Annotated in this window: 11 protein-coding genes; 7 read left to right on the top strand and 4 right to left on the bottom strand. The window is 65.5% G+C overall.

Going from position 1 to position 14074, the window contains the following annotated elements; all coding sequences use genetic code 11:
• Positions 1–3: 3 nt before the first annotated feature.
• Together AWC31_RS32675 and AWC31_RS32670 are read left to right on the top strand one after the other, a co-directional pair.
• Positions 4–678, top strand: a complete 675-nt coding sequence (locus AWC31_RS32675; RefSeq protein WP_234817070.1) for a TetR/AcrR family transcriptional regulator — start codon at positions 4–6, stop codon at positions 676–678.
• Entirely contained in the window at positions 675–1319 is a 645-nt protein-coding gene (locus AWC31_RS32670) for a polysaccharide deacetylase family protein (protein ID WP_085149353.1), read from the top strand. Before AWC31_RS32675 ends, AWC31_RS32670 begins: the two co-directional genes overlap by 4 nt.
• 96 nt (positions 1320–1415) lie before the next feature.
• On the opposite strand, the gene AWC31_RS32665 is transcribed toward AWC31_RS32670, so the two are convergent.
• Positions 1416–2810 (bottom strand): amidohydrolase family protein, encoded by a 1395-nt coding sequence (locus AWC31_RS32665; protein ID WP_165766096.1) that lies wholly within the window; start codon positions 2808–2810, stop codon positions 1416–1418.
• Between the two features lie 57 nt (positions 2811–2867).
• A complete protein-coding gene (locus AWC31_RS32660; protein ID WP_308204523.1) occupies positions 2868–3569 on the bottom strand; it encodes a TetR/AcrR family transcriptional regulator in 702 nt (233 codons plus the stop codon).
• A gap of 58 nt (positions 3570–3627) precedes the next feature.
• Between AWC31_RS32660 and AWC31_RS32655 the strand changes: the two genes are divergently transcribed.
• Genes AWC31_RS32655 through AWC31_RS32640 form a run of 4 tightly spaced genes read left to right on the top strand, consistent with a single transcriptional unit; the run spans position 3628 to position 8170 of the window.
• Positions 3628–4470, top strand: coding sequence for an alpha/beta fold hydrolase (locus AWC31_RS32655; protein ID WP_085149346.1), 843 nt, complete (start codon positions 3628–3630; stop codon positions 4468–4470).
• Positions 4467–5360, top strand: coding sequence for an alpha/beta fold hydrolase (locus AWC31_RS32650; RefSeq protein ID WP_085149343.1), 894 nt, complete (start codon positions 4467–4469; stop codon positions 5358–5360). Before AWC31_RS32655 ends, AWC31_RS32650 begins: the two co-directional genes overlap by 4 nt.
• Positions 5361–5363: 3 nt before the next feature.
• Complete coding sequence (locus tag AWC31_RS32645) at positions 5364–6938, top strand: FAD-dependent monooxygenase (protein ID WP_085149340.1); 1575 nt, start codon at positions 5364–5366, stop codon at positions 6936–6938.
• On the top strand, positions 6935–8170 hold the full coding sequence (locus AWC31_RS32640) for an MFS transporter (protein ID WP_085149337.1): 1236 nt from the start codon (positions 6935–6937) through the stop codon (positions 8168–8170). Before AWC31_RS32645 ends, AWC31_RS32640 begins: the two co-directional genes overlap by 4 nt.
• 392 nt (positions 8171–8562) lie before the next feature.
• Here AWC31_RS32640 and AWC31_RS32635 read toward each other — a convergent pair whose 3' ends face one another.
• Positions 8563–9897: a serine-threonine protein kinase gene (locus tag AWC31_RS32635; protein WP_234817069.1), complete on the bottom strand. Its 1335-nt coding sequence runs from the start codon at positions 9895–9897 to the stop codon at positions 8563–8565.
• A 16-nt stretch (positions 9898–9913) separates the two neighbouring features.
• Entirely contained in the window at positions 9914–11734 is a 1821-nt protein-coding gene (locus AWC31_RS32630; RefSeq protein ID WP_234817067.1) for a S8 family serine peptidase, read from the bottom strand.
• Positions 11735–12291: 557 nt separating this feature from the next.
• Between AWC31_RS32630 and AWC31_RS32625 the strand changes: the two genes are divergently transcribed.
• A complete protein-coding gene (locus tag AWC31_RS32625; RefSeq protein ID WP_085149334.1) occupies positions 12292–14067 on the top strand; it encodes a peroxidase family protein in 1776 nt (591 codons plus the stop codon).
• Positions 14068–14074 lie beyond the last annotated feature (7 nt).

Here is a 14074-nt window from a genome sequence, read left to right as displayed (position 1 = left end):
GTTATGCTGGGTGACATGACGACTGCCAAGCGACAGGGCCGGCCTCCGGCCGCCGAGGCCCCTGCGGCATTGTCCGATATCTTGTCCAAGGCGCTGAAAATGTTCGCGGAGAATGGTTTTGACGGGACGTCGGTCGCTGCGCTCAACCGTGAACTAGGGGTCAGCCACAACCTGATTCATCAGAGGTTCGGATCCAAGGAGGGCCTGTGGTACGCCGCGGTGGATTTCGCGTTCGGCGAGGTTCACGAGCAGATCAGCGTCGACACAGAGTTGGCCGAGCGGGACCTGATGGAGGCGGCACGTCAGACCATCGTGCGGTTCCTAGTGAGCCACGCCCACCATCCGGAGCTTCTTCGGTTGGTCACCGTCGAAGGCGCGACCCCCAGTCCGCGCCTCACCTACCTCCACGAGGTTCATGTTCAGCCGCTCTACGCTCGCCTTACCGAGCCCCTGAAGGTGCTCGTCAACTGTGGCGCATTGAACGCTGCCGATGTGCGCAGTCTGCACTTCCTGGTCGCCCACGGGGGCACCGCGCCGTTCAGCCTGGTGCCGTTTGCCCTCATGCTGGAACCTCACGACCCGACCGAGCCTGCCGCCATCGAGCACCACGCCGAGTTTGTCGCCGACATGCTCATCGCGGGCCTGCGGGCGCGGGTTGCGACAAAGGGGACGCCGTGAGAGTCACCATCACCTTCGATAACGGCCCTACCGAAACGACCGCCGAGGTTCTCGACATTCTCGGTCAGCGGGACATCAAATCCACGTTCTTCGTGATCGCCGGCCAACTCACCGAACCGAGTGCGCGTGCCCTGTCGGAACGAGCAGCCTCCGAAGGTCACTGGATCGGCAACCACACCCTGACTCATAGCATCCAGTTCGGGGATGCCCCAACAGATCTGGCTTTAGTCACCCGAGAGATTGGGGATGCAGAAGAGATCATCGGCACTTTGGCCCGACCGGTGAAGTTGTTCCGGCCCTACGCCGGCGGCGGCGTGCTGGGCCGACGCGTCTTTAATCCTGCCGCGATCGACTACCTGCAACGGCACGACTACACCTGCGTGCTGTGGACGAGCGTGCCGCACGACTGGAACCAGCCCGACCAGTGGGTGCAGCGATGCCTCGATGACATTGGCCACCAAGACTGGAGCGTCGTAGTCATTCACGACCTGCCCACCGGAGCCATGCAGCACCTGCCGAAATTTCTCGACGAACTCACCGAGCGAGGCGCCGACATCGTCCAGGACTTTCCCGAGCCATGCATGCCCATCTACCACGGAATCCGCACCGCCGACCTCGACCATCTGACGACAAGCCTTTGACCCGACGGTACGATCCAACCCCTCGGGCACACACTTGAGGCGACACGAATTGAGTCGGCAGTCGCCGTCACTCGCTGGAGATGTGAGTCGATGCCGCTAGTCACCGGAGCGGATTTGGCGACGAAGGTGCCGGCGCACGACCGTGCGTACGACGCGGCGTCGTGTGCGGGCCAGCGGACCGGTTGCGCGGATCTTGTGGGCGAAGCGTTCGCCGGACTGCTGCAGACGGTCTTTGACTTCATCAATGTCCGTGTCCACCAGTGTGTAGTGACGTTTGCGCCAGCGACCGCCGATCATGACCGCTTCGATGTTGGCGATGCTGGCCTGCAACGCCGCGGCGATCGGGTCGTGGGCCGGCCACAGGTTCAGTGCGCGGGCGTCGATGACGACAAGATCGGCTTGCATGCCGGGGGCGAGGTGGCCGACCTTATCGGCCAGGCCGAGCGCGCGGGCACCGTGGACGGTTGCCCATGACAGCGCCTGCTTGCTGGTGAGCCCTGCGGTGGGCGCGCTCAGCCCGGTGCGGTGGAACTCCTTCTCGTGGGCCAGGCCTCGTTGGTGGGCCAAGGTGATGCGGGCAGCGGTGAGAACTTCACCAGATACGGCCGTTTCGGTGTCGGTGCCGAGTGACGGCGCCCCGCCGGCATGCAACAGTCTTTCGGTGATTGCCGTGCAATGGCCTTGACCCAGTTCGTTTTCCGGTGTGGTCGTGAAGGTGACTCCGACGTCGGCGAGTTTCTTGACCCATTGGTCGGCCAGACCGGTGCCGTGCACGATGTTGGCGTGTGGGCCCCACAGGCCAGCAGTGCCGACGGCATTCCAGCCGCGTCCCGACGTTCCGGCGCTCTGATGCATCGATGCGATCAGGCCGCGGTCGACGGCGGCCCGCAGGTCCGCGATCGCCACGTCAGGTGCAGAGAGTTGCGGGCCTTTGATTGCCATCCCCAGCGTGAGTAGAGGGTTTCTCGTGATGGGACCGCCGAGGAGGCGGTCGACCTCGGACACGTCATGGGGTTTGGTGGGACCGCCATGAGGTGTGCCGTGAAAGAAGACTGCACGGATGCCGACAGTGTTCAATGCGTCGATAGCGGCGTCGGCATGGGCTGGGGTCAGGCAGTTGTGACACCAGTCGCCCACAGTAGTTGTGCCGCAGTTGATTTGGTTTAACGCACCGGCCAGCGTCCCGATGTACATGTCGTCGGTGCCGTATCTGCGGGCGACGTGACCGTGAGTGTGGGCCAGGTATTCCAACAGCGACCAGTCTCCGCCGGCAAACCGTAGCGCGGACTGCCACGTGTGCAGGTGCGCGTTGACGAGTCCGGGGATGAGGATGTGGTCCTGGAGGTCGACAACGTCGACACCGGTCCGATCGAGGTGGTCGCCCATCGCCGCGATGCGATCGTCCTCGACGAGGATGTCGATGCGTTCAGTGTCGGGACGATGCGGCGCCATGGTGATCACCTGCGCACCGCGTAGCAATATTCGCGCCACCGCTTTGCCTCCCACTACCTATTATCGGATACAGTGTGTCCGATAATAGACGCGGTGTCAACACCTCTTGGGCGCGGCCGACTTCGGCGCGAGATGGCTCAACCCGTTGATGAGCAATTCCAGTCCGAAGGCGAACTCCTGCTCCAGCGGTACGGGTAGATGGTCGGACACGCTGACGGTGGCGGGAAATACATGCGGGTCGAGGGTCTGCCAGACCTCGTCCCGGTCCGCAGCGTCGGCGTCAGGCGGGGACAGTTGTGTCGCAAATCCCAACACGTAGCGCGCCAGCGTGGCGCACGCTTGCGCGGCCAGCAATGGCGAGAAGCCCGATTTGAGCAGCAGCGCGATCATCTGTTCGCGCTGGGCCATCGCATTGGGCCCGGTCGGAATTCTCTCGACCAGCAGCGGCGCGACGTGAGGGTGGCGTCGGAATGCATCAAAAAGGCTGTGAGCCAATGCTTCACAGGCTTGCTGCCATGTCATGGCGTCCAGTGTCGCGTCGTCGACGCGTGCCTCGGCCAACACGCTGTCGATCACCTGGGCGACCAGATCCGCCCGTCCGGTGAAGTGCCGGTACAACGTCGCGGTACCCGAGCCCAGTCGCTGGGCCAGGTTGCGCATCGACAGCGCGTCGGCGCCTTCTTCGTCGAGGAGCGCTGTGGCGGTCGCGATGATCCGGTCCAGCGGCAGCCGCGGACGACCCCGGGATCGCCGCGAGCTCTGCTCGGCCAGCTCGGGCCCTGAAGGTGACGTGCTCACGCGGCTCAGTATGACCACCCTTGACAACCACTGCAATAACGGCAACACTGTATCCATTATGAATCTCCGAGACATCGATGTTCACCCGGACTCCCGGTTCGCCGCGGTCGACGGAATGCGCATCCATTACAAGCGCTCCGGAACGGGCCCGACGGTGGTGCTGCTGCACGGCAGCGCCTCCTCGCTGTACGGGGTGGAGGCCGTCGCGCACCGACTGTGGGGTTCCTTCGACGTCATCCGGCTGGATCTGCCGGGTTTCGGCGTGACCGGACCGCGCCCCGACCGTGATTACCGGGTCGCCTCCTACGCGGCGACCCTCGCCCGCTTCTTGGACACCATCGGCGTAGGGCAGTGCGCGGTGGCCGGTAACTCGTTGGGCGGCAACATCGCCTGGAACCTTGCGCTCGATCACCCCGAACACCTGCAGCTCACCGGGCTGGTGTTGATCAATGCGACCGGCTACCCGGACAAGGAACTGCCCGCCGCGATGGCATTGGCGCGCAACCCCGTCATCGGTCAACTGCTGCGACGGTTCATGCCGCGCCGCGCCGTCGAGCGCAGCCTGCGCCAAGCCGTCGGACCGAACTCCGACATCGTCGACGCTGCCATGGTGGAGCGCGCTCACCGGCTATGGAATCGGCCGGGCAACCGCTCGGCGTTCGTCGACTTCCTCACCACCGACCAAGCCGACCGCAGCGCCGAAATTTCCAACATCAACGCGCCGACCCTGGTGTTGCGCAGCGCAGACATGGACGGCCAGCACTTCCTCCGCGACATTGCCGGCAGCACCGAGAAAGTCCATCCCGATGGCGGGCATCTGCTTCCTGAGGAAGACCCCGCATGGGTGGCCGACTCCATCACCGAATTTCTGCAATCGCTCCCATCAAGGAAACCGCAATGAAGTACTTCGTCGCCGCCGGAGAAGACCGCCGACTCGACGCCACCACGCGACGCAGCCTCCGCGGCAACTACATCCGATTAACAGATGGCGTAACGCATTACGAGTTGACCGGGCCTGAGGGAGGCGATGTCGCGGTACTGGCCGGCGGGCTGACCATCCCATTGTTCTACTGGGATGAGATGGCCGCAGAGCTGCACAACCGCGGCCTGCGGACCCTGGCCTACAGCGGCTACGGGCGCGGCTATTCCGACCGTGTAGTCGCCCGGTACGACCAAGCGTTGTTCGTACGCCAACTGAGCGAACTCATCGAGCGCCTCGAGGTGCCTGTGCCATGCCACGTGGTGGGCACGTCGATGGGTGCCCTGATCGCGATGGCGTACGTGAGCGAACACGTCGACAGGACCGCCACCCTGACCCTGGTAGGCCCGGCCGGGCTCAGCCGTCAGCCGGTAATCCAGAAACTGATGCTAGGTAACAACATTACGGCCAGCGTCATCGCCAAATATTTCGGGCGCCGCATCCTCGAGCAACATCTGGGACACAACGTCGCCGACCCCGAGCGCGCCGCGGAACTGTCGGTCATGGTCGGTGACGCCTACCGGTACGAAGGCTCGATCTACGCCTTCTTCCAGACGCTACGGAACTTTGGGCTGTTCGACCGCGCTGAGCTCTACGGGCAAACCGGCACGCTTGCGTTGCCCATCCAATTGATCTGGGGCCGCGACGACCACGTCACTCCCATCAGCAGCTTGGACCAGGTCCGTACCCTGCTGCAGCCCAGCCAATACCACGTCATCGACGACTGCGGCCACATGGCTCCTTTCGAACGTCCCGTCGTTGTCGCCGACAAACTTGCGACCTTCTACGACACCTTCGACCGATCGGCTTGACCCATGACCACAAACAGCACCACCGACGTCTTGATCGTCGGCGCCGGGCCTGCCGGCACCACCCTGGCAATCGACCTCGCCCGCCGGGGCGTGCCGGTACGCCTCATCGACAAAGCACCGCATGCCTTCGACGGTTCACGCGCCAAAGGCATCCAGCCGCGCACCCTAGAGATACTCGACGATCTGGGCGCCCTGCCCGACGTCATCAACCACGGCGCCCTGTACCCGCCGATGGGCATCCATCTCGGTCCGTTCACCATCCCATTCCGGATGATGGCCAAGGGAAAGCGCGGCCCCGATGTCCCTTACCCCGATACATGGCTCATTCCACAGCACCGCACCGACCGCGCATTGCACACCCGGTTCGAATCCTTGGGCGGGCGCGTCGATTTCAGCACAGAGCTGACGGAGTTCACCGACCACGGCACCCATGTCACCGCACACGTCTCGACTGCCGATGGTGGCGAAGACATCACCGCGCGGTACCTTGTCGGAGCCGACGGCGGGGCCAGCCGGGTCCGCAAGATTCTCGGTGTCGAGTTCGGCGGATCCACCGACGAGGCCGACCGCATCCTCATCGTCGACGCCGCCGTCTCAGGTGGGCTGTCCCGCAAATACTGGCACGTGTGGCCCGGCCTCAAGGGCCGATTCGTGGGGGCCTGCCCACTACCGCACAGCGACAAATTCCAATGGATGATCCGGCTTTCGCCCGATGAAGCAGCGCCCCAAGACCTCGCGCAGATCAACGCACGTATCCAAGCGCACATCCACAACAAGCGACTCAAACTGCATGACATCGATTGGCAGTCGGTGTTTCGCCCCAACATCCGCCTCGCGGCCAACTACCGCCGCGGCCGCGTCCTGCTGGCCGGTGACGCCGCCCACGTGCATACCCCGGCCGGCGCCCAGGGCCTCAACACCGGCATCGGCGACGCCTACAACCTGGGCTGGAAACTCGGCCAAATCCTGGCCGGGGCCGATGACCGACTCCTCGACACCTACGAACACGAACGCCAACCGATCGCCGCAGGCGTGCTCGGCCTGTCGACCAAGAAATACGAAGGCATCGGAAAGCTCGACCCCTCCAGCATCCGACGCGGCAAGGACGAAAAACAACTCGCCCTGACCTACCATGGCGGACCACTCGCGTCTTTGGCGGCAGACCGGACCAAGACCCTGCGTGTCGGTGACCGCGCCCCGAACGCGGATCTCGTCACCGCCGACGGGCGCCGCGTGCGGGTGTTTGACGCTTACCGCGGACCGCACTTCGGCGCGTTGGCTTACGGCGCACACGCCGCCGCCGTGTTGGCCGAACTCGACTGGCCCGCCACCGGCGCACAACTCACGCGCGTCATCGTCGACACCGGTAGCAAGGACGACTTACCCAACGGTGTGCTCACGGACCCGACCGGACAATTCGCCAAGATCTACGGCTTGACCCGAGACACACTGCTGTTCATCCGTCCCGACGGCTACATCGGCCACATCGCCATCCACAACATCGCCGAAAGCACCCGCACCGCTGTGCAATCCATGACGCCGCACATTGTCACCTCAGCGCCGCCGAAGCGGTCATGATTGCAGAGGCGCTGGCGTCGGAGGGTCAAAAAGCAAGGCCGCGTGGCGGTGCGGCCACGGCGTTGCTGGTGTACGCGTTCGCTGTGATCATGGCCGGCACCACGCTGCCGACCCCGATGTATGCGCTCTACGCCACCACGATGCACTTCGGGGTACTCACCACCACGATGATCTACGCGGCCTATGCCAGTGGGGTACTGGCGGCGCTGGTGATCTGCGGACGCTGGTCCGACGCGATCGGTCGACGCCCAGTGCTGCTGGGCGGCGTCGTCGCCGCGGTAGCCAGTGGCGCGATGTTCCTGCTTGCCGACACCGTCCTAGCTCTGGTGGCGGCACGCGTGCTGTCAGGGCTGTCGGCCGGTGTCTTCACCGGCACTGCCACCGCAGCGATCATCGAAGCCGCACCGCCGAAATGGCGCACCAGGGCCGCCGCGATCGCGACCATCGCCAACGTGGGTGGGCTCGGCGCAGGACCCTTGCTGGCCGGTGTGCTCGTGCAGTACTGCCCCGCACCGCTGCAGGTGGCATTCGTGATGCACATCGTGTTGGTGGTAGCGGCAGGCCTTGCCGTCATCGGCGTGCCCGAAACATCATCCAAGACCGGACATCTCGGAATACAGCGGCTACGACTTCCTGCCCAAGTGCGTGTCACTTTCGCTTTCGCGGCGATCGGGACCCTCGCGGGATTTGCGTGCATGGGACTGTTCGCCGCGCTGGCACCGTCATTCCTTTCCACCATGATCGGCATCGACAATCACGCCGCAGCGGGGGTCGTCGCCAGCTGTAGCTTCCTCGCCTCAGCGGTGGCTCAGGTAGCGGCCAACCGGATGCAGCCCCATGGCGCGATGGTATTGGGCTGCGCAACTCTCGTGATCGGCATGATGGCCTTGACGGCGGCGTTGGTCACCACTTCACCCGTCGGACTTGTCGTCGCCGCCATCATTTCCGGTGCAGGACAAGGCGTCAGCTTCAGCCGCGGCCTGGCCGCCGTCATCGAGGCCACGCCAGCCGATCGGAGCGCCGAAGTCAGCTCAACACTCTTCGTGGTCGCCTACATCGCCATCTCCCTACCCGTCATCGGCGAAGGCTTGGTCGCCGACCGCTGGGGGCTACGCAGCGCCGGCATCGGCTTCGCCGTCACCGTCGGTGTACTCGCCGCCGGTTGCCTCATCGCGCTACTAACCCGGCAGCCGCGCCGCCAGCAGCCAGGCCGCGCACGAAGCTGGTGTTGACATCGCACCCTTCGCCGATGGCCGCGGAAGCCGAAGTGGGCTTCGTCAACGTTCAAGATCGACATGTCAGAGGTATCCGGCGCAAGGTTGTGATGCGTTCGCCGCCTCAATTACAGCAACGCAACCCGTGTCGTAGGTGGACAACTCCCCTCCGGACACACTTTCTTTCTTGCACCGACAGGTGTTATGCCGAGTTAGCCAATTTTTCCGTCGGACATGTTCCTCGATACCGATTCTGCGGAAGCGCGGATCGAGGCGGCGGCAACTGCATGGCCGGATAGATGTGGCGAGATAGGTTTTGACGACCGGCAAACAGAGCGCCTTGCACAATTGCTGCGCACCAGGCTCGACAGTTTGAAGTGATCTTTCAGCACACACCCGACTCCGGCGCTTCACCTCGCCAGGCCGCCTGCCGCGGCCACCACCCAGGTCAGCTCCTTGTGGAAGATGTCACTGTGCGCACCGGACGGCCCGTCGTCCTTGGCGACCACGCCGGACGCATCGAGGTTCAGAATCTGGCCGGTTTGAAACGGGTACACCGCACCGTCGGCACCGAGGCTCTGCGTCGGCGAGTTGAACGCGCCGTGTGATCCCATCGCGCGCCACCGGAACAGCGGATCGGCCGCGGCGGCCGAATCGTCACCCGCGGCGGCCGACGCGAGCGGGTAGAACGTCCCCAAGGCCCGGTCATGGCTCGAGAAGCAGACCGTCAGCGGGCCGTCGATCCGGCTGAGCATGCCGAACAGGGCACCCGAGCCCTTCCGGAACGGCAGCTTCTCGGTGAACGCGAAGCGCGAGTACGCCCCTTGCAGGAGCGTGACCGATTTGACCGGTGAGGGCTGCGCGGCGGTCATCCCGGCCAACGCGTAGGACACCACCCGCGCTCCGAAGCTGTGCCCGACCAGGTGGATGCGCAGACCCGGGAACTTCGCGGTGAATCGGTCGATCACCGGGCCGAGCCCGTCCTTGCCCACCACGCCGGCCCGGTTCTTCATCTTCCAATAGCTGAGCTGGCGCAGCGCCTCCTTGGCGCCGTGCCACAGCTTGGCCGCGAAATCGCCGAGACCCGCCGCACCGCCGCCGTCGTCGCGGAACTCCACCCCGGCGGCCAGCAACTGGTCGGCGAACGTGTTGAACAACTCCGACGGATCCTGGTCGTCGGCGACCATTCCGGGCCCGGCATCGGGTGCGTCGGCCTCACCGTCGCTGAACCCGTCGGGCGTCGCGGCGTTGAACGCCTGCAGCGCCTCGAACAGGTCGGGAATCGCATCCATCGTCGGCGGCGCCGCAAGCAGTTGCGCAAGGGTGTCCAATTCCGCTGTGCCGCTTGGGAACATGTTCTTCAGATCGGCGAGTTCGGCGGGGTCGAGCGAGGGGTCGCCGGCGGCGACGACCCGCTCCTGGCCCAGCGCGGCCGCGCCGCCGCCACCGCCGGCCACCGCTGGCTCGAAGTCGGGTATCGGCTCGTCGCGCCACAGTTGCGACGGCCAGCGCACGCCGACGAATCCGACCGAGCGCGCCGGATCCAGTTGCTTCGCCAGTAGCCGAAACCAGCGGTCGTACAACGACTTCGCGGCCGCCTCGTCGTTGTTCCAGCCGTGCGAGAAGATCACCAGATCACTGAGACCTTCGGCGCGGTCGCCGAGTTCGGTCACAGCCGCGTTGTCGGAGTGCCCCTCCTCGTCGAACACCAGGCGCCAGATCCGGTCGGTCACATCATCGGCCATGGGAAGTCCCTTCGGGTCATACGGATTGCAGTGCGCGCATGAGGTCGACGAGGCCGCTGCCCTGGAATGCGGGGTCGCGCCCCAACGAGGTGGCCGAGTCGACGAAGATGCGCTTGATCGCCTCGGGCTTGCTGATGAACTCGCGCTGTACCGAGAGGAACGCCGCGATCGCGCCGGACACGTGGGGCGCGGCCATGCTCGTTCCGCTCTCTTCGAGGTAGACCGGGACGTCGTCGTCGACATCGATCTGGTTCGTCACGCTGTCGCGCCGGGCTCCCGCCGCGGCCGACGTGATGCGCTCGCCTGGCGCGACCAGATCGGGCTTGCGCCGCCCGTCGCCGGTCGGTCCGCGCGAGGAGAAGTACGAGACCCCGAAGGTGTGCGGGGAGCTGCGGTGGGTCGATCCGACCGTGATGGCGCTCTCGGTGTTGCCTGGATCGTTGATCGTCATGTCGACGGTGAACTTCTGCGAATCCTTGCTGGAAGACGTGCTCAGCGAGACGTATCCGGAGTTTCCGGCCGCGACGACCACCACGACTCCCGAGCGCACGGTCTTGTCGACCTCCACGCACATCGGGCTCTGGCCGCACGCGTACCACTCCGCGTTGAACATATAGCCCAGGCTCAGGTTCACGCCGTGGATACGCGGCGCCCGTTCGCTCCCGGCGTTGAGCTCGCGGACATAGGCGAGGGCCTGCATCACGCGGCTCACCCGCGACACGTCGTCACCGGGGCCGAGCACCTTGAGACTCACGAGCTTCGCCTTCGGCGCCATCCCGGCGAGCCGGCCGGGTTCACTGACATCGCGCGGCTGCATGATGGGGTCGCCGCCACGCTCGGGATCGTTGAGCCGCTTCTCGGCCACCACGAGTTTCTTGTCCGCCCAGTCCACGAGCCCGCCGGCGATGATGCCCGCGACGTGCGTGCCGTGCCCGTCGGTGTCGGTCAGCGGCGCGTCGCCTCCGGTGAAATCCTTGTGCAGCGCGGACACCAGCGGGTCGGTGACGGTGTGGTGGTGCGCGAAGTGCGGATGGGTCTGCTCGATGCCGGAATCCACGACTGCCCAGACGATCTTGTCGCCATAGCTGTCGAAGGAGCGCTGTGCGGCGACGGCCTTGATGGTGTTCGACGACGCGTCGATCTGCGGGGTGACTTCGAAATCGGGCCAGATCCGGTAGATGGCGCGATGCGGCCAGCTCTGCGGCACCGCGTCGGCCGACACCAGCTGCTTGACCTGGGCGGCCGTCAGATCGCCGATCATGAACTGATCGGCCAGCGGCTGCGGCGTGCCCGCGGCGCCGACGAGCTGCCACAGGTCACGGACCCGGTTCATCGCGTCGGCCACCGATGGCTGGAAGCCCAGGTTCAGTTCGATCATGATCGGCATCGGGGACTCGGCAATGGCACCTGCCCTCATCTGCTCACGCAGCGGCGGCGTGATGACGCCGGCCAAAACCGGATCGCGCCTTGGCTTTTCGTCGGGTGGTGGCGCCACGGCGACGCCCTTTGGTGCGGCGGCGGCCGGAACCGTTGCCGTGGCCGCCGCACATGCCCGCTCGACGTCACGCCGCCCGGCCGCCGTCAACGTGAACTCACCGGTGCGGGACCGGCTGACCAAGCGCCGCTTGCGCAGGCTTGCGACGGCATCCTCGACACGGTTGTGCCAGTACGGCTTGTCCTTCTCGTACTGCCGATCCCGTTCGACGAACTCGGAGGCGAATCGCGCCGCCACCGCTTCGGTCACCGCGGCGATGTCGGCGGGCTTGTCCAGGGCCGCGAGGTCGGCAAGCGCGCACTGCACCCGATCGGACCAGATTCGACTCTCGGCTGAGCTCACCGCGCTCCCTCGGCATCGTCGTCGACCCGGCGGGTCCACCCACTCAATGGTGCTATGAGCGGCGGGCGCCCGTCCCGATTTCTCGGTTCCCCGGCGCCGGCGTTTCGCGGCGGCCCGGCCGGCAAATTCGGGTTGTTGGACTAGGGAAATACATTCATGGATAACGTCAATCGGCCAGGTGCCGGTTGTAATCACGGCGTTCGAGCCAGCGTTGCAGGTCGTATACGCCGAACGCGGCGAAGATCAGCGGCAGCGCGGCCAGCCAGCCAGTCACAACCGCTCCTGGTGTTCAGCGGATTTTGTGAACATTTCCGGCACTCCTGACGTTTGATCCACCGATAATCCCGGTGATGCTCGAACCGTACGACCGGAGGACCGCCAATTCACGAGTGGAGCGCTACCTGTATTCGGCGTGCAGTCGCCGGATCGCGCGACCGCGCGCGGCGGCGAGTCGGGCATGTCGCGCCTCGATCGAGTAGCCGACTACTCGTGTCAACTCGCCGCACTCCCCCGAGAATCGTTCTGGGCGGGTCAACGGGCAGGGTCGGGAGGACACGATGAGGATCGCGGCTCTGGCGGCGTGGCTGGCCGAGCGGCTGGACCGGTCCGTCGGGTGGTCCCGCCTGCCCAAGGTGATCGGGCTCGGCGTACTCATCGGCTTGCGCCATCAACTGCGGACCGCGAACCTCTACGACTCCGGCAGCGTCCCCGCCGACACCCCGCGCCCCGCCGACTGCCTGGTCGCGCGCACACGCGACGGCACGTACAACGACCTCGCCAACCCTCAGATGGGGGCCATCGGCTGCCGGTTCGGCCGCAACGTCCCGCCCGCGCACGCCTATCCCGAGACCGGCAGTCGACTGCTCGACCCGAACCCCCGGTTGATCAGCCGGAAACTCCTGACACGCGAGACCTTCGAGCCCGCGACAACACTCAATCTGCTTGCCGCGGCTTGGATCCAGTTCGAGGTACACGACTGGTTCAGCCACGGATCCGTGACGTCGGAGCCGTTTGTGGTGCCGCTGCAGGACGACGATCCGTGGCCGGACCGCCCGATGCGGGTCGAACGCACCGCACCCGATCCCAACCCCGATCCGACCGGTCCCGCCACGTTCACCACACAGGATTCGCATTGGTGGGATGCCTCCCAGATCTACGGCACCACAGCGGAGTTCGTGTCCGCGCTACGCGCACCGGACAAGGGCAAACTGCGCATCGACGACGCGGGCCTGCCGCCGCCGGACGTCGAGGCGCTTCTCGATCTGAACAGCACCGCGGGCAACTTCTGGGTCGGTCTGGCGCTGCTGCACTCACTGTTCATGCGCGAGCACAACGCGATCTGCACCCATCTCGCCGGACACCATCCGCACCTGTCCGACCAACAGCTCTACGACAAGGCGCGTCTGGTCAATGCGGCGCTGATGGCCAAGATCCACACCGTCGACTGGACCCCGGCGATCATCGCGCACCCCACCACGGTGTATGCCATGCGGGCCAATTGGTTCGGACTTCTCGGGGAGCAGATCGGCCGCAGATTCGGGCGGCGGCCCACGCGCAGCGCCCTGCTGCACGGGATTCCCGGCTCACGCACCCGGCACCACGAGGTGCCGTACTCGCTGACCGAGGAGTTCGTCGCCGTGTACCGGATGCATCCCCTCATCCCCGACGAGTTCGCGTTCCGCTCGCTGCGCGACGACCGCGTCACCGCACGCCACGAGTTACCCGACCTGTCGGTGCTCAACGTGCGTGCCCGCCTCGCCGAGACGCCCATGGCCGACCTGTTCTATTCGTTCGGCCGGGCCCATCCGGGCGCCATATCGCTGCACAACTTCCCGCGCCATCTACAGGAGATGCGCCGCGTCGACGGGACACCGGTCGATCTCGCCACTATCGATCTCATCCGGTCCAGAGAGCGGGGCGTGCCACGCTACAACGAGTTCCGCACGCTGTTCCGGCTCAAGCCGGCGGCCACGTTCGAGGAGCTGACCGGCGAGACCACACTGGCGGCAGAACTCCGCGACATCTATGACGACATCGACCTCGTCGACCTGATGATCGGGCTCTATGCCGAGCCGAAGCCACGAGGATTCGGCTTCAGCGACACCGCTTTTCGGGTCTTCATTCTGATGGCGACGCGCCGGCTGGAGAGCGATCGCTTCTTCACCGCCGACTTCCGCGACGAGGTCTACACCACCGCAGGCATGGATTGGATCCGTGACAACGACATGCGTTCGGTGCTCCTGCGTCATTTCCCGGAGCTCGCACCCGCCCTTGCCGGCGTCGCCAACCCGTTCGCACCGTGGCGGGCGGTGGACCAGAAGACGCCGACGTAGTTCACGA

Origin of the sequence: Mycolicibacterium wolinskyi, assembly GCF_002101965.1 — a bacterium.
Taxonomy (GTDB): Bacteria; Actinomycetota; Actinomycetes; order Mycobacteriales; family Mycobacteriaceae; genus Mycobacterium; species Mycobacterium wolinskyi.
This window is presented reverse-complemented; position numbering and strand designations above follow the sequence as displayed.

Excerpts from the sequence above, each read along its gene's own strand:
- AWC31_RS32675 (WP_234817070.1), top strand. The coding sequence starts at position 4 with ATGCTGGGTGACATGACGACTGCCAAGCGACAGGGCCGGCCTCCGGCC.
- AWC31_RS32655 (WP_085149346.1), top strand. The coding sequence starts at position 3,628 with ATGAATCTCCGAGACATCGATGTTCACCCGGACTCCCGGTTCGCCGCG.
- AWC31_RS32650 (WP_085149343.1), top strand. The coding sequence starts at position 4,467 with ATGAAGTACTTCGTCGCCGCCGGAGAAGACCGCCGACTCGACGCCACC.
- AWC31_RS32645 (WP_085149340.1), top strand. The coding sequence starts at position 5,364 with ATGACCACAAACAGCACCACCGACGTCTTGATCGTCGGCGCCGGGCCT.
- AWC31_RS32640 (WP_085149337.1), top strand. The coding sequence starts at position 6,935 with ATGATTGCAGAGGCGCTGGCGTCGGAGGGTCAAAAAGCAAGGCCGCGT.
- AWC31_RS32635 (WP_234817069.1), bottom strand. The coding sequence starts at position 9,897 with ATGGCCGATGATGTGACCGACCGGATCTGGCGCCTGGTGTTCGACGAG.
- AWC31_RS32625 (WP_085149334.1), top strand. The coding sequence starts at position 12,292 with ATGAGGATCGCGGCTCTGGCGGCGTGGCTGGCCGAGCGGCTGGACCGG.